Origin of the sequence: Ereboglobus luteus, assembly GCF_003096195.1 — a bacterium.
Classification (GTDB): domain Bacteria; phylum Verrucomicrobiota; class Verrucomicrobiia; order Opitutales; family Opitutaceae; genus Ereboglobus; species Ereboglobus luteus.
The window spans coordinates 479480-498360 of record NZ_CP023004.1 but is presented as its reverse complement, the minus strand read 5'-3'; the positions used below and the strand labels follow the sequence as shown (position 1 = coordinate 498360).

The window sequence follows — 18881 nt, the reverse complement described above, 5'->3', positions numbered from 1 at the left end:
TAACCACACCCGGGATATTTATCATCATGGCCTTTTATTATAAATTATACATTATTCATTATAGATTAGCCGTCGCCGTGGCGTTGGCGCTGTTGTTCGCGGGCGCGGCGCGGGCGCAACCGGCAAAGCTCGACATGGCGTGGCCCACGCCGAACACGGCTTTCATGCAGGGCAGGGGAATCGAGGCGTATATCCAGCCGACTGCGTCGGGCGTGACCACGTCGGGATTGTATGGCGGCACGCGCAACGGCGGCCGGCGTTTTCACGAGGGGATCGACTTGATGCCGACGTTGCGCGATACGCGGGACGAGCCGCTCGACGCGATCTTCGCGGTGCTGCCGGGCGTGGTGCGCCACATCAACCTCGTCCCCGGAAATAGCAACTACGGGCGCTACATTGTGATCGAGCATCCTGGCGTGTCGCCTGCGGTGTATTCGTTGTATGCGCATTTGAGCGCGGCGCAGCCGGGGTTGCGCGCCGGCGACACGGTCGCGCGCGGGCAGCGCATCGCGACGATGGGGCGCAGCTCGGATGTGATCGCAATTCCGAAAAGCCGCGCGCATCTGCACTTCGAACTCGGCGTGCGGCTGACTGACAATTTTCAGCCGTGGTATGACGCGCAAAATTTCAGCGGCAAAAACAAACACGGCGTCTGGAATGGAATGAACCTGATGGGGTTTGATCCGCTGGATTTTTTCAGCAAGTGGCGAACGGGGGCGGCTCCTGATTTTCGCGCGTATTTTGCGCGGATGAAACCGGCGGTGCGCGTGCGTTATGTCACGCGCACGGTGCCTGATTTTACGCGGCGTTATCCGGCGTTGCTGACCAAGCCGGTGCCACCCGGCGGCGTGGGCGGCTGGGAGATTCAGTTCAACGAGACGGGGATTCCCTTCGCGTGGACACCGCTTGGCGCGACGGAGATTGTGGGCATCGCGGGCGAGGCGAGGATAGTCTGGAAGGACGACGCAATTCTCAAGGCGTGGCGCTGCAAATCGCTCGTGCTCAACCAGCGCGGCGCGCCCGTGCCGGGGCGCGACCTGCGAACGGTGTTGGGGCTGATTTTCGGGCAATAATACCTTTGCGCGCCGAATGTGGCGGGAATTGCGGGCGACAAACACGGCGGGTTTGGCGAAGCCGTCCCCGTATTGATGGCCAGCGGGGGCATGAATGACATTTTTGTTTTATATTAATTGCATACGCAGAAATTGTGGCGGCGCTCGCGTTGTGTGCAATATGTGATAAAATTATGAAATTATAATAAAACGAATCCGATTGTTGTTGTTTGTTTAATTATACTAGCAATCGAGTTTTTCCTTTTGATGACTGGCCCGCTGGATTTCGATTTGTTAAATTTATGGGTGGCGCCGGGTTGTTGTTAATGCCGCGGTCGACGCGCGATCAACTTCCGTCGCGAGTTGTGGCACCCGCGCCGGAAAGCATGATTATGTATATGCAAAATTTCGTTTCATTTTACTCCATTTTGACCGAACGAACCGATTTAATAATTTACTATATAATCGATCTGTTTTTTTATCGGGCGGTTTGGCCGCGGGGTATTTTACATTTTTAGAATTTAATTAAACGACGGTTTTGAGACGCGCTATAGCAATGAATGTGAATTCAAAAATACCATGATTTTTCCCGTTAATTAATCCATGCAATGCGCCGCCCGGCGCGTGTTTCCGCAGCCGGACTGCAAACACAGTAATGCCATGAAAACTACAAACCCTCCCGCGACATATCGGATGGCTCCCTGCGGTTTGCGCGCCGTCCCAGTGTTTCTCCTGTTTGCGGCCTTCGCCGTTCAGCTGCCCTCGCAAGATGTGACGATCATCCCCCTCACGCCCGGCAATTTTAATATCCCGTCCTCTGGAACTTATGCGATTCGCGGCACGCGCGACAACGGAACCGTAACAGGATCAATGCCAGGCGTGACACTACTCATCGATTCCCTCGGACGCGTGAACTCAAGTGGCTATGCCTTGAATTTTATTAAGGGCGGCGCTGTCATTCACAACTCCGGCACGGTCATCAGTTCGTCGGACTTCGGCGTTTTTTCGGCCACCAATCCCTCGTCCGTCACAAACTATGCCACGGGTCTGATTCAAGGCGGCGGTGCCGGTATTAACATGCGGGGTGGGGGCACGGTGACAAATGCCGGCAGGATAATCGGCACGAAGTATTATGGCATTACCGGCAGCAGTGATATAACAATCACAAACAGCGCCGGGTTGATCCAAGGCACAAACATGGGCGTTTTCCTGCAGGGCGGCGGCAACACGATCACAAATAGCGGCACGATCATCGGAGGGACGGACACCGGCGTCCTCGCGAACAATAATACAATAATCACAAACACCACCGGCGGCCTGATCGAGGGCATTCACGGCGTGAAATTCGTCGCAGGCGGCACGGTGTTCAATGCCGGCGTCATCTCAGGCACAGGAGCCACCGCCGGCGTCGGTGTATCTTCCAGTGCCGCCGCCACACTCGTGAGCAACAGCACCGGCGGCCTGATCCGTGGCAATTATCAGGGAGTGTCTCTCGGCGGCGGAGGCATCGTGCTCAATGCAGGCACGATCTCCGGCACCGGCGTCACCGGATCCTTGGACGCAGGAGTCTATTCCAAGGCAAACGCCACGCTTGTGAGCAACACGACCGGAGCCCTGATTCAGGGCGATTACAACAGCGTGTATCTCGCGGGAGGCGGCACGGTGTTCAACGCCGGCACCATTTCCGGCACCGGAGCTTACAGCGCGGGCGTCTATTCCAGCTCCAACGCCACGCTCGTGAGCAACACGGACGGCGGCCTGATCCGGGGCGTCAATCATGGCGTGTATCTTTGGGTAGGCGGCACGGTGCTCAATTCTGGCACGATTTCCGGCAACGGCTCCGGCGGTTACGGCGTCTATTCCCATGCCGGCATCGCATCCGTGGATAACGTGACCGGTGGCCTGATTCAGGGCGTCGCCCGTGGTGTGTATTTCGTCGGCGGAGGCATCGTGGACAACAGAGGCATCATTGACGCCACCGGTGCCAGTGGTTTTGGCGTCCATTCCGCCAACAACGCCACGCTCGTGAGCAACAGGGCCGGCGGCCTGATTCAGGGCGGCCTTCGCGGCGTGTATCTCAGGGAGGGAGGCACGGTTCTCAATTCCGGCACGATCTCCGGCACCGGAGTCGGCGGTCACGGCGTCTATTCCCACCTCGGCATCGGATCCGTGGATAACGCGACCGGCGGCCTGATTCAGGGCGGCACCGTGGGTGTGTATCTCTTCAATGGCGGCACGGTGACGAACAGCGGCACGATCATCGGCAGCAACGACTACGCTGTGCTCGTTAACGACGGCATGGCGGAAATCACTAACGCCGTCGTCGGCGTTATCGAAGGCGGCATCTACGCGGGAGGCACCACCCAGGTTGAGAACCGGGGTCTCATGCGCGGCGACCGCGGCGCCGTCATCGGGGTTGACTCCACGCTTGCCAACACCGGCACCATCGACGTCACCGGCACGGCGGTCATCTTTGAAGGCGTGGCGGATTTCGCCAACGGGGGCCTCATCCGAGGCGGCATCACCGGCGTTCAACTCGTCGCCGGCGGCACGGTTACAAATAGCGGCACGATCATCGGCGCCGGAGCCGGCGTTGGCGGCGCCTATTCCTCCTCTGCCGTCACGCTCGTGGACAACACTGCCAGCGGCTTGATTCAGGGCCTCGATCGCGGTGTGAACTTTGAGGGCGGCGGCATCGTGGTCAACAGCGGCGTCATTTCCGCCACCGGCGCCAGTGGTTTCGGCGTCCAGTCTTCCAACAACGCCACACTCGTGAGCAACACGACCGGCGGCCTGGTTTGGGGCCTCAGTCGCGGCGTGTATCTCAGGGCGGGTGGCACGGTGCTCAATGCCGGCACGATATCCGGCACCGGAGCCGGAGGTAGCGGCATCTATTCCGCCTCCACCGCCACGCTCGTAAGCAACACGACGGGCGGCCTGATTCAAGGCTCCCGCCACGGAGTGTATCTCGGCGGCGGCGGCACGCTGGTCAATGCCGGCACGATTTCCGGCGTCGGATCCGACGGTTACGGCGTCTTTTCCCACATCGGCATCGGATCCGTGGATAACGCGGTCGGCGGCCTGATTCATGGCAGGGTTCAGGGCGTGAATCTCTTCAGTGGCGGCACCGTGACAAACAGCGGCACGATTATTGGCGTCAAAGAATACGCGGTGAACGCAAACAGAAGCGTGGCGGACATCACCAACACCGCCGACGGCGTCATCGAAGGCGGCATCTACGCGGGCGGCACCACCCGGGTTGACAACCGGGGCCTCATGCGCGGCGTCCGTGGCGCCGTCATCGGAGCCAGTTCCACGCTTGCCAACACGGGCACCATCGACGTCACCAACACGGCGGTCATCTTCGAGGGCGTGGCGGATTTCAACAACCAAGGCCTTGCCCGCGGCAGTCTCGCCGGCGTGCATCTCCGCGTCGGCGGCACGGTCGCGAACAGCGGCACGATCATCGGCGGCAGCAACTACGCTGTGCTCGTTAACAACGGCGTGGCGGACATCACCAACGCCGCCGGCGGTGTCATCGAGGGCGGCATCTACGCGGGCGGCACCACCCGGGTTGACAACCAAGGCCTCATGCGTGGCGAACGCGGCGCCGTCATCGGGGCCAGTTCCACGCTCGCCAATACCGGCACCATCGACGTCACCGGCACGGCGGTCATCTTCGAGGGCGCGGCGGATTTTGCCAACGGAAGCCTTGTCCGCGGCGGGCTCATCGGCGTGTTTCTCAGCGCCGGCGGCACGGTCGCGAACAGCGGCACGATCATCGGCGGCAACGACTACGCTGTGCTCGTTAACGACGGCAGGGCGGAAATCACCAACACCGGCGTTATCGAGGGCGGCATCTACGCGGGAGGCACCACCAAGGTTGACAACCGGGGCCTCATGCGCGGCGAACGCGGCGCCGTCATCGGGGCCAGTTCCACGCTCGCCAACACCGGCACCATCGACGTCACCGGCACGGCGGTTATCTTGGAGGGCGCGGCGGATTTTGCCAACGAAAGCCTTGTCCGAGGCAGCATCGCCGGCGTGCATCTCGCCGTTGGCGGCACGGTGACGAACAGCGGCACGATCATCGGCACCGAGGCTCACGGCATTGAGGGCGGCGATAATATAATAATCACCAACGCCGTCATCGGCCTGATCCAAGGCGGCACCGCGGGCATTTCGCTGGCGGGCAATGGCACGATCACAAACAGCGGCCGGATCATTGGCACAAACGCCGCCAGTTACGGCATCCGCGCCGGCGATACCGTCACAATCACAAACACCACCGGCGGCCTGGTCCAGGGTGTCCTGGCCGGCGTTCACATGCAGGCCGGGGGCACGGTGGAAAACACCGGGGAAATCCGCGGCACGCGCAGTTCTTTCATTAGCGGGGGCCACGGCGTGCTTTCCGAAAATGCCGCCGCGCACATCACCAACGGCGTCACCGGCTTGATGTATGGCGAGTCCGCCGGTCTGGCGCTGACAGCCGGGGGCGTCGTCATTAATTCCGGCTCGATCATCAGCAGTGGCATATTCAACGCGGACGCCGCCGGAGTCCGCGGCGGCGGCGCGCCCGTGCTGCTCACCAACAACGCCACCGGTTTGATTTCGAGCAGTCGCAACGGCGTGCAATTGGATGCCGGCGGCGAAATCACCAACCGTGGCGTCATCAAAGGCGACGAATACGCGGTCACCAACGTTAACGTGCCCATGCTGGTGAGCAACACCGACGGCGGCCTCATCAGGGGCTTCAGGGGCGGCGTCCTGTTGCAAGCCGGGGGCACCGTTCTCAACAGCGGCACGATTGAGGGCGTGACGGGTATCCACGCCATCAACACCGGGGCGACAATCACAAACGCCGCCGGAGGTCTCATCCGCGGAGGCACGCTTGGCATCCGCATGCAAACCGGGGGCGAGGTCACCAACAGCGGCACGATCATCGGCGGGGCCATTACCGGCATCAGCAGTCGCGACGCGGCCAGGATCACCAACAATGCCACCGGCCTCATCCAAGGCGGCAGGTTCGGCATTTTCCTGGGAGCCGGAGGCACCATTGCGAACAGCGGCACCATCCTCGCCGAGGGCATCCCCGGCCAGTCTTACGCAAGTGGTATCGAATCCGAGGAGGAGGCCACGATTACCAACAACGCCGGCGGCTTGATCCAGGGCGCCGATGCCGGCGTCATGCTGGCATACGGCGGCACGCTGGCAAACAGCGGCACGATCATCGGCTTGGCCGACGTGGGCGTTTCCAACGAGGAGGGCCGGACCGTTGTCACAAACCTGGCCGGGGGAGTCATTCTCGGCGGCGACTACGCCATTGACTTGCTCGGCGACGACGAGGCGCACGAGGTGCATCTCTGGAACAGCAGCACGCTGGTCGGGCGGCTCGCCATCGCCGGCACCGCCTCGCAACTGGTGCTCAACGGCGCGGCCGGCAGCGAATACGCCTACACTTCGGCGGTCACCGGCCCCACGACTTTCACCGGCACGCTGGCCAAGCAAGGCGGGGGCGAATGGATCATGGACACCGACGGCCTCGACATGCACGCCGTCGATGTGCGCGAAGGCCTCCTGACCGTGGACTGGGGGATCACCCAACTCAACGCCGCCGCCGTGAACATCGCCGCCGGCGCGACTCTCGGCGTGCGCGCCACCGCTGACGCCACCGTCGCCAACACGCTCACCGGCGGCGGCTTCGTGCGCCTCCTCAATACCTCACCGACCGACGCCGTCACCTTCAGCCTTCAGCCTCTCAATCCCTCAGACGTTTACTTCACCGGCACAGTCGGCGTCGGCGGAGGCGCGCAAATGACCCATTTCAATTTCAACGACGACGCCGAAACCGTTCTCGCTGACGCGACCCTCTGGCTCACCGAAAACTCCGAGACCATCCTCGATGCCGACCGCTCTATCGGCGGCCTCAACCTCGACGGCGGCACCTTCATCGTGAAAACCAACACGGACTCGACCTCCGGCGTGGAGCCACATCTGCTCACCGTGAAAACGCTCCTCGTCAACGAGGACAACCTCACCGCCTCGACGACGATCGGCGTCGACACCGAACTCCTCTCCGGCGTCCCCCAGGCACCGGACCCGCGAATTGGCCTTGAGGGAAATATCTTTGACATTGACGTCATCGCGTCCGGCTCCTTCCTGCGCGAGCGCACCATCGTTCACTCCACCGAAAACGGCCCCGAGGACGGCATCGGCTTTGACCTTGTTGACAGCAACGGCGACCCGATCCTTTCCGGCACCTCCTCCATCACCTACGGCACGGATACAGGCGGCAGGCCCGTCGGCAAAAATACCTACGGCTACAACGCCATCACCCAGGACGGCGACATCCTGCTCAACCACGGCCTCATCTCAATCGAGTCGCTCAGCGACATCGAAAACATCGTCATCGATCCGGGCGACGCCATCGACGACACACTTAGCGCGCAACTCACCGGCACGGGCGCGGCGGGCTTCGCATTCACCGGCAGTCGCACCATCATCCTCGGCCACACCGACAACGACTACACCGGCGAGACACTCATCACCGGCTCCGCCACGCTCACCACCGCCGGCATCGACAACATCATCGCCAGCAGCACGAAGGTGACCATCACCGCCGGCGCCGCCTTCGACACCGACAACACGGACCAAGCCCTGCGCAACCTCTCCGGCGCGGGCGCCATCCACATCGGTGACGGCTCGCTCGACATCATCAACAACACCGCCGGCCTCGTCTTCTCCGGCACGATCGACGGCGCGGGCGCGCTCACACTCGCCGCCGGCGGCGCGCTCATCCTCGTCGGCAACAACACCCACACCGGAGTCACGACAATCGAAACCGGCGCGCACCTCCAGCTCGGCGAAGGGGAGGGCGGCGGCGCGTCCGGCATGATCGCCAGCGCCGCGGTTGCCAACTCCGGCACGCTCACAATCAACCGCTCCGACAACATCACCCACGGCGGCGCGATCACCGGCGCGGGCGACCTCGTCCAGCTCGGCGCCGGCACCACCACACTCACCGGCGCGAACGCCATCACCGGCAACCTCGTCGTCGAAACCGGCGCGCTCCAAATCGGCTCCGGCGCAACCGACGGCTGGGCGGGCGGCGCGGTCGCCGCCAACGCGCAAGTCGCCGCCGGCGCCGCGCTCATCTTCAACCGCTCCGACCTCGTCACCTACACAGGCACGGTCGATGTGGCCGGTTATCTCCGCAGCACCGGCGAACTCCACGTCGGCGGCGATGGCGGCGGCGAAATTGTGATCGCCGGCAGCGGCTCCGCGCAAACAGTCGGTGTCACCATTGGCTCCGCCGCCGCCGCAACCGGCCGCGCGACGGTGTCCGATTCCGGCCTTTGGAATAACACGGGCAATCTCACTCTCGGCGATCTTGGCGCCGGCTACCTCGGCATTTCCGGCGATGGCCTCGTCAACGTCGGCGGCGCGTATTCCCAAAACGCCAGGTCCACGCTCGCGCTCGACGCCTCCGGGCGCGACCTTGACGACGCCTTCATCGTCGCAACATCGGCGACAGTTGGCGGCACGATCAGCGTGACCGGATTCGCCGCGAGCTCGGATGATTCGACCGCCAGCGCGGTTCTTGCCAACGCCCGGCAAGTGCTCCTCGAAACAACCACGGGCACGATTTCCGGCGCGTTTGCCAGCGCCACGCTCGACGGCTTCGACGGCTCAGGGCTTCCCGATTATCTGCACGGCGGCATCTACAAATCCGCCGACGCGAAACAATACCTTGCCGGCCTGAGCCTCTCCTGGTTCGGCGACACGTCATACAGCCACGGCACTTTCACCATCGACGCGGGCGATACATTCGACGTTGACCTGGCGCTCGGCAACACCACCGCGCACGCGGGTTGGGACGGCAAATCGCTCACCAAGCTCGGCGAGGGCGCGCTCATCCTCAGCGCGAGCAACACCTACACCGGCACGACCCTCGTCAACGGCGGCGCGCTCGACATCACCGGCTGGACGGGCAGCACCGCGCGCGTCATCATTGGCGCGACCGCGACCGACAGCGGCACGGTCAACGTGAGCGGTTACCTTGGCACCGCGGGCGATCTTTACGTCGCCGATAAAGGCGCCGGCGGCATGACTATTTCCGGAAGCGGCGTCGTGCAAAACAACATCGGCGCCATCGGCAACAGCGCCGGCGGCGTTGGCGCCGTGACCGTGGGCGGTTCGGGCCACTGGCTCAACACGGGCAACCTCTCCGTCGGACGTTACGGCGATGGCTCCCTAGCGATTGTGGGGAGTGGCAGCGTGCAAAGCGACACCGCTTACATCGGTCGTTTCGCCAGCGGCAATGGTGTTGTGACCGTTTCCGATTCCGGCCTCTGGAACAACACGGGCAACCTCATCGTCGGCAACAGCGGCACGGGCCGCCTCGCCATATCCGGCAGCGGCCTCGTCACCGTCGGCGGCGCCTATCGCCAAAACGCCATGTCCACGCTCGCGCTCGACGCCTCCTCGCGCGGCAGCGACGACGCCTTCGTCATCGCGTCATCGGCGACAGTCGGCGGCACGCTCAGTGTGACCGGGTTCAGCATCGGCGAGGATTTCTCGACCGCCAGCGCGGTTCTCGCCAACGACAAGCAAGTGCTCCTCGAAACAACCACGGGCACGATCGCCGGCGCGTTTGCCAGCGCCACGCTCGACGGTTTCGACGCCGCCGACCTGCCAGATTATATCTACGGCGGCATTCAAAAATCCGCCGACGCGAAACAATACTTCGCCGGGGTCAACCTCTCCTGGTTCGGCGACGCGCCGCGAAGCCACGGCACGTTCACCATCGGCGCGGGCGACACGTTCGACGTTGACGTGGCGCTAAGCAACACCACCGCGCACGCCGGTTGGGACGGCAAATCGCTCACCAAACTCGGCGAGGGCACGCTCGTTCTCAGCGCGAGCAATACCTACACCGGCACGACCTTCGTCAACGGCGGCGCGCTTAACATCACCGACTGGACGGGTGGCAACACGCGCGTCATCATTGGCGAAACCGCCGCCGACAGCGGCACGGTCACCGTGAGCGGTTATCTCGGCGTCGAGGCTGGCGTTTCCAGCAACGGCTACCTTTATGTCGGCGACACCGGCGCGGGCGACATGGCGATTGTCGAAAGCGGCAGCGTGAAAAGCGCGTTCGGTTACATTGGCGCCTACGACGGCGGCGTCGGAAACGTGACAGTGGGCGGTTCCGGTTTCTGGAATAACACACGCGGCTTCTATGTCGGCGCTAACGGCACCGGCACCCTGACAATTGCCGGAAGCGGCAGCGTGCAAAGCGACAGCGGCGAGATCGGCGGCTACGCCACCGGCGTCGGCGCCGTTACGGTGGGCGGTTCCGGTTTCTGGAATAACACGCTCACACTCGCCATCGGCAATAACGGAACCGGCAGCCTGAGGATCACCGAAAGCGGCAGCGTGCAAAACACCACCGGTTACATTGGCAACAACAGCGTCAACAGCACCGGCAGCGTGACCGTGGACGGTTCCGGATACTGGAATAACACGGGCGATCTCCACGTCGGACGGTCTGGCACGGGCATCCTGATGATTGCCGGGAGCGGCAGCGTGCAAACCACCAACGGTTACGTCGGCAACAACGCCAGCGGTAAAGGCAGTGTGACCGTGAGCGGCTCCGGTTACTTTAATAACACGGGCGACTTGCGCGTCGGCAACAGCGGCACCGGCAGCCTGGCGATTTCAGGCAGCGGCCGCGTGCAAAGCGACAGCGGCAACATCGGCTACGCCGCCAACAGCAACGGCAGCGTGACCGTGGATGATTTTGGATACTGGAATAATACGAGCATGGTCGGTCTCTATGTCGGCCGCACCGGCACGGGCACCCTGACGATTGCCGGGAGCGGCAGTGTGCAAACCACCCACGGATACATCGGGCGCTACGCCGGCAGCGACGGCCGCGTGACGGTGAGCGGCACCGGTTATTTTAACAACATGAACAACCTCCGCGTCGGATATTCCGGCGTCGGTTACCTCGGCGTTTCCGGCAGCGGTCTCGTCAACGTCGGCGGCAGGTATTATCAAAATGCCATGTCCACGCTCGCGCTCGACGCCTCCTCGCGCGGCCTTGACGACGCCTTCGTCATCGCATCGACGGCGACAGTTGACGGCACGCTCAGCGTGACCGGATTTACCATCGACTCCAATCTTTCCACCGCCAGCGCGGTTCTTGCGAACGGCACGCAAGTGCTCCTCAAAACAACCACCGGCACGATCTCCGGCACCTTCGCCAGCGCCACACTCGCCGGTTTCGACGCCGCGAGCCTTCCCGACTATCTCTACGGCGGCATCTACAAATCCGCCGATGCGAAACAATACCTCGCCGGCATTGATCTCTCATGGTTCGGCGGCAACGCTGCATACAGCCACGGCGACTTCACGCTCGGCGCGGGCAACACGTTCGACGTTGATGTCGTTTTGGGCAACACCACCGCGCACGCCGGCTGGGACGGCAAATCGCTCACCAAGCTCGGCGAGGGCACACTCATCCTGAGCGCGGAAAACACTTACACCGGCACGACGCTCGTCAGCGAGGGTGTGCTGCGCGCAGGCACGGCCAACGCCATCGCCGCCAGCGACGCCGTCATCGTGGACGGGGTGTTCGACCTGAACAATTTTAACCAGCGCGTGAACAACCTCTCCGGCGACGGCGACATCACCCTCGGCACCGGCACGCTCACGGTGAGCACCGCGCGAAGCTCCACCTTCTCCGGCCTCATCGCCGGCGATGGCGCGCTGGTGAAGGAGGGCGACTCCACCCTCGCGCTCACGTCCGACAACACCTACGAGGGCGACACCTTCATTAACAACGGCGAGCTCGAGCTCGGCGCGTCCGGCGCCATCGGCGCGACCGGCGTCGCGCGCATCGCGCAAACCGGCACGCTCACCCTCGCGCTGGAAAACGCCGCCTTCGCCAACAACACGGCCAACGCCGGTGTGCTCCTTGTCACCGGCAGCGGTGTCACGCTTGCGTCGGACATCACCGGCAGCGGCACCAACCGTATTGAAAATCTGGATACAAACATCACCGGCGACAACACCGGCTTCGACGGCCTGTGGCACATCGCCGCCGACGGCTCCGCGACCGTCGCCATGCAGGACAATCTCGGCGACGCCGCCACGCGCGTTGACGGCGTGCTCACCGTCGGCAACGGCTCCGACTGGACCTACTACAACGCCCTCAGTGGCGCCGGCGTGCTCGCGGCCGATCTCGGCGGCTCCGGCACGTTCCGCTTCGCCGCCGCGAACGCCGCCTCCACCGGAAGCCATTTCACCGGCGCGGTGCTCGTCAAAAACGGATCATTCCTGCTCGACGACGACACCTCGGAAACCGCCTTGCAAAAGGCAATGCTTCACCTCGGCGCGAGCGGCAGCGCGTCCATCGCATCCAATCGCAAAATCGCCGGCCTCGACTTCGACGGCGGCTCCTTTGTCACGAGGATGGTCAACAACGTCATCACCGGCACGCTCACGGTCGACCGCCTCGGCGCGTCCGGCACGGGCACCATCGTCATCAGCGGCAGCGGCCCGATCGATCTCGAAGCCGACGCGCCCACCGCGACCTCGTTCTTCGACCAGGACGACGGCGAAAATCTCCAGCAAGTTATCGCCGCCGGCGTTGTTGAAAGCGGCGCGGGCGCGCAGCTTTCCATCACCACGATCAGCGGCAGCGCGCTCAGTGGCGGCACAGCCGCGATTAGCAAGCCAGTCACCGACGCGAGCGGCACGCTCGGCACCGCGTATTACGATTACTTCGCCGTGGTCAGCGACGAGGACGGAAGCCGCGGCGTGTATCTCACCTACGGCCTCAAGCGGCTCGACGCCGACGACGGCAAGACCATCGTGCTCGCCAACGAGGGCGCCACCGACGATACTCTTGGCGTGCAACTCACCGGCACCGGCAATTTCGAAATGCGCGCCACCGGCGAGGTGTTCATCGGCAACGCGATGAGCAGCTACACCGGCACGACCACGATCACCAGCGGCACCGTGATCGCCAACACGGATAACGCCTTTGGCCGCACGAGCCTGCTCGATCTCGCCGCCAACACCGGCGTTGACCTCGACGACAAGACCCAGACCGTGGGCGCGTTCAACGGCGCCGCAACCTCAACGCTGAACTTGAACTCCGGCGCGCTCACGATCCTGTCCGGAGGCACAAGCTCCGGCGCGCTCACCGGCGGCGGCACGCTCGCGCTCATCGACGGCGTGCTCGACGTGGTCAACTCCAACAACGGATTCACCGCAACGATTGAAAACAGCGGCACGCTCAAATTGCGCGAGGCCGGCGCGGTCGGTGTGTCCGGCGAGATCGAAAACAGCAACCTGGTGTTGTTCGACGCGGCGCGCGGCGACTTCGCGAAATCCGTGAGCGGCGACGGCAACGTGCAACTTTCAAACAGCTCGACGATCACGCTCACCGGAGCCAACGCCATCACCGACTCCGGCAGTTTCATCATCGACGCGGATTCGCGCCTCATCGCGAGCCAGGCCGCCAACACCGGCGCGGCCGTGATTGCCAACACCGGCGTGTTTGTCGCCGACAATGCCGCGACATGGGACTTCACCAACGTCCTCGCCGGCACCGGCACGCTCCTCAAGCAAAACACCGGCAACCTCTCCATCGCCCGCGCCAACGAAAACTTCACCGGCGACACGCTCATCGCGACCGGCACGCTCACCGCCGCGATTGCCGGCGCGCTTGGCTCGTCGGAAGTCGAGGTGCAATCCGCGGGCGTTCTTGTTTTCGACAATTTCGACGGCGCCGTTTCCAACGACATCAGCGGCGTCGGCTCCGCCATTGTCGGCTCCGGTGCGGATATCTCCATCGCCGGCGACAACACCGGCTTCACGGGCACGTGGCTCGTGCGCGGCGGCGGCACCATGACTTCGCAAGACAATCTCGGCGTCGCCGGCGCGTCCGGCGCGGCCGTGGAAATCGACGGCGGCCGCCTCGTGTTGGACGGCATGGGCGGCGACTACGTTTTCAACCACCGTTTGGCCGGCGCGTCGGGCGAGTTGCTGGTGCGCAATGCCGGCAGCTTCAATTTCGGCGCGACCACTGTTGTCGGCGCGAATTACAGCGGCACGGTGCGTTTGCAAAACAACACATTCGCCCTCGGCGCGGACAATGCCTCCGCGCTCACGAACGCGAGCCTGGTTATTGATGACGGCAATTTCACGACAGTCGCCACCGGCTCGCAGCGAATCGGAAACCTGCTGCTGGAAAGCGGCACGATCCGTTTCGCGCTGGATAACAGCGGCACCGCCGCCGCCTCCTTCGTTGAAACAAACGCGCTGCACGTCGGCGACACCGTGCTGGTGGTTGACACGGGCGGTTTCAATTCCGTGCTCTCGCTCCTGCGGCAGGATGAGGAGATGAGTGTCCAGCTCGTCAAGAGCTCCGCGCACAGCGGCAAGACCGCGCTCACCGGCGCGCAGCTTGTCGACCAGGCCGGCAACGAACTCGGCGACGCCACGCAGCGCGACATCACGCGCGCCGGCACGGTGACCGCCAGCGGCACCTACGACTTCATGGCGACGGCCGGCGACGACGGCATTTTCCTCGCCTACACGCTCACACACCTGCACCTGCTCACCAGCCAGACGACGCTGCTGGACAAGGACACCGCCTTCCTCGGCGGCGCCGAACTGCGCGCCCTGGTTAGCGGCGACGGCAACCTGCAAATCAACGCCGACGGCGAAACCGGCATCATCACCCTGGTCAACACCGGCAACACATACACCGGCGCGACGCTTGTCACCGGCGGCACCTTGAAGCTCGGCGTTGACGGCGCGCTCGGCCAGACGCGCCTGCTTGATCTCGCCGCCAACACCGGCGCGGACCTCGACGGCAAGGCGCAAACCGTGGGCGCGTTCAACGGCGCCGCAACCTCAACGCTGAACTTGAACTCCGGCGCGCTCACGATTCTGTCCGGCGGCACAAGCTCCGGCGCGCTCACCGGCGGCGGCACGCTCGCGCTCATCGGCGGCATGCTTGATGTGACCAACTCGAACAGCGGATTCACCGCCGCGATTGAAAACAGCGGCACGCTCAAATTGCGCGAGGCTGACGGCGTCGGCGTGACCGGTGAGATCGAAAACAGCAACCTGGTGTTGTTCGACGCGGCGCGCGGAGACTTCGCGAAATCCGTCAACGGCGACGGCAACGTGCAACTTTCAAGCAGCTCGACGATCACGCTCACCGGAGCAAACGCCATCACCGCATCCGGCAGTTTCATCATCGACGCGGATTCGCGTCTCATCGCGAGCCGGGCCGAGAACACCGGCGCGGCCGCGATTGCCAACAGCGGTGTATTTGTCGCCGACAATGCCGCGACGTGGGACTTCGCCAACGCCCTCTCCGGCGCAGGCGAACTCATCAAGCAAAACACCGGCAACCTCGTCATCAGCCAGGCAAACGTCCGCACCGGCGTGACCACGATCACGGGCGGCACGCTCACGCTGGCGCATCTTGGCGGTCTCGGCGATGGCAACGTGACCAACAACGCCACGCTCGCGCTCACCGCCGCCGGCGCATACGCGAACACCACGGCCAATGCGGGTTTGCTGGATGTGCGCGTCACGGGCGTTGACCTGGCGGCGAATATCAGCGGCAGCGGCACCAACCGCATCGCGTCCGACGCGTCCGTCACGGTCGGCGGCGACAACACCGGCTTCGACGGCGAGTGGGACATCATCGGCGACATGCTTGTGAGCGGGCAAAACAATCTCGGCGCCGCCGCGACCAATGTCAGCGGCACGCTCCGAATCGAAAGCGACACAGTCCCTGCCTGGACTTACGGAAATGCGCTCACTGGCGCCGGAGTGGTGGCCGTCGATCTCGCCGGCGGCACATTCAGCTTCGCCGCCTCCGCCGGCACGAATTTCAACGGCACGCTCAGTCTCGTCTCGACCAAGCTCGACTTCTCCAACGATGCCGCCGGCTTGCTCAACGAGCAGGCGCTCGCGCGCGCGACCGTGCGCGCCGGTTCCGCCTCGAATGTGCGCGTCGCGCGCGGCGGCGCAATCGGCGGCCTGACGATGGACGGCGGCACGCTCGGCATCGCCATGGATGCGCTCAGCCCCGCGCACGTTTTCAAGACCGGCACGCTCGCGGTGGCGGACTCCTCCAGCAAAGTCGTCCTCGAAGGCCTCTCCGAAACCTTGACGCCTGCCGGCACGCTGCCGCCCTCGACCAACTTCCTCGACCAGGACGGCCCCGGTGCGAACGCCGTCAAGCTCTTGGACGCGGATATCGTCACGCAGGAAGGCCAGATGGAAATCATGCGCGTGGACGGCCGCGCCATCGGAGACGGCCAGAAAATAAATTACGACGACGTCGTGATCGCCAATTACGAATACGCGGCCTTTGCCTCCGCGACGAACACCACGGACGGGCGGGGCTCGGGTCTCTATTACGATTATCTGCTCACGGAGCTCGACATCCAGCGCGACAAGACACTCGCGCTCGACACCATCGACGCGACGGACAGCGTGCTCGACGCAAGGGTCACCGGCGAGGGCAGTCTGCATATCAACGCCACCGGCGGCAGCATCACGCTCAACAACAGCGGCAACGATTATTCCGGCGAAACCGTTGTCACCGCGGGCGGCATGCTGGTGACCGGCAAAAACAATGTCCTTGGCGGCAACGACAGCCACACCTCGCTCCTGCGCTTGGAAAACAACACCACGACCCTGATCGGCAATACCGCGCAAATTATCGGCGCGCTCAACACCGCCGCCAGCTCCACCATCGCCCTCGGCCCCAATGGCGCGCTCACCATCGTGAACGGCGGCGTCGCGGACGGCACGCTCACCGGCGGCGGCTTGCTCGAATTGCGAGGCGGCACGTTCACCGTCACCTCCGCCAACACCGGTTTCGCCGCCAGCATCGAGATCGCCGAGCCCGCCATGGTGGACCTGAGGGATCTCGCCGCGCTCGGCACGGGCGACATCGCGGTGGGCGGCACGCTCCGGTTTGATGTCGCCGCGAGCGGCACCATCGTCAACGCGCTCGGCGGCGCGGGCGAAATCATCAAGGCCAACAGCGGCACCGCCGTCATCGCGACGGCCAACGCCGGATTCCTCGGCCGTGCGAGCGTCGAGTTTGGCCGGCTCGTGTTCGAGGACCTCGCCGCGCTCAACACCGCCGATGTCTCCGTCGCCGCCGAAGGCACCCTCGAGTATCGCAATGTCAACGGCGTGATGGGCAACAATGTCTCCGGCCCGGGCACGCTCGCGATCACCACCAGCGGCTCGTTTGGCATCGGGCACGACAATGCGATCGACAACGTCGAGCTTTCCAGCGCCATCGTTTACCTGAGCGCCACCAACGCCCTCGGCGGAACCGCCGCCCGCGTGGACGTCCGCGACGACTCCGCCATCTGGATCGACATCGACCAGGCGCAACTGGGCGCCACGGCGCTCAACAATTCCACGCTGGGTTTTGTCCATTCCGGCTCAACCTTCAGGCGCGCCACGCTTGCCAGTCTCTCCGGCGACAATGGCTCGCTGGTGTTCAACGTCGACTTCACCAACGCCCCCGGGCTCAAGGCCGATGGCGAGGTGGCCGATCACCTCGCAATCACCAACGGCAGCTCCGACGGCACACACACCGTTTTGGTCAACTCCGTGTCCGCCGCCGGCGTGCCGTCCGACGGCGAGACGGCAATCCCGCTCATCACCGACGCCGGAGTCGCGACCTATCTGCTCGACGGTGAGAAGGTCGACTTTGGCCTGGTTTCGTTCGAGCTCAACAAGGGTTCCGCGGTCCTCAGCGGATTGAACCTTGATCCCGACAAATGGTATTTGCTCAACGCCGGTCTTTCGGACGTGGCGGACTCGATCATCAACACCGCCGCCATGCTCGCCAAGGACTGGCACTATTCCCTCGACGCGCTTTACCTGCGCATGGGTCATGTCCGCGCCGAGTTGACCGGTGTCGAAAAACCGACCGGCAACCTGTGGCTGCGCGGTCGCGGCTACCATTTGAACGCGAACAACACGATCTCCGGTCGCGGCTTTGACCAATATGCCTACGGCCTGACCGCCGGCGGTGACAAAGCCTTCCGTGCGCGGAGCAGCGTGAACCTCATCGGCGGATTTGTTGACATGGGCAACATTGACCGCGACTTCGACGCCGCCGGCAGCGAGGGCAAGACCCGCAATCTCTCGGTCGGCCTCTACGCCGCGTGGCTGCACGACAACGGCTGGTATGCCGACCTCGTGCTCAAGGTGGACCGCTACAAAAACAGCTTTGAGACGCGCACGGCCGGGAACCGGTTGGTTCGCGGTGATTACAACAGCAACGCGCAAGGCGTGTCGCTGGAATTGGGCCGCCGGTTTGGGCGCGGCGACGGCTGGTGGGTCGAGCCGGGCGTGCAAGCCGCCTTTGCCTGGCTGAACAGCGCAAGCTATCGCACCACGCCGGATGACGTCGCGATTGATGTGAAAGTGGACGGCTCCCGCGCCGCCCAGTATCGCGGCCAGGTGCGCTTTGGCCGGCAGATCACAAATTCGAGATGGTCGCCCTACGGCAAAATCGGCGTGGTGAAAACCCTCACCGACGGCGGCGAAATCCATGCGAACGACAAGACCTTCCTCCCTGACTACGACGGCTGGCGATTCGAGGCCGGTTTCGGCGCGAGCTACCTGATCGATCCGCGCAGCCAGGTGTATTTGGATTATGAATACAACAAGGCCGGCGCCTACGAGCGTCCCTGGTCGATCAACCTCGGCTACCGCCGCCTCTGGTAATTAACCCGTCCCGGAAAAAGTAAAGAATGG

Annotated in this window: 2 protein-coding genes; both read left to right on the top strand. The window is 63.8% G+C overall.

Features of this window, described 5'->3' with window-relative positions:
• Positions 1–26: 26 nt before the first annotated feature.
• The gene (locus CKA38_RS01865; protein WP_108823982.1) at positions 27–1073 is read left to right on the top strand and encodes a M23 family metallopeptidase; all 1047 of its coding nucleotides are present in this window, start codon (positions 27–29) and stop codon (positions 1071–1073) included.
• Between the two features lie 639 nt (positions 1074–1712).
• Complete coding sequence (locus CKA38_RS01855) at positions 1713–18851, top strand: autotransporter-associated beta strand repeat-containing protein (protein WP_152032616.1); 17139 nt, start codon at positions 1713–1715, stop codon at positions 18849–18851.
• Positions 18852–18881 lie beyond the last annotated feature (30 nt).

Coding starts and splice junctions, on each gene's coding strand:
- CKA38_RS01855 (WP_152032616.1), top strand. CDS start 1,713: ATGAAAACTACAAACCCTCCCGCGACATATCGGATGGCTCCCTGCGGT.
- CKA38_RS01865 (WP_108823982.1), top strand. CDS start 27: ATGGCCTTTTATTATAAATTATACATTATTCATTATAGATTAGCCGTC.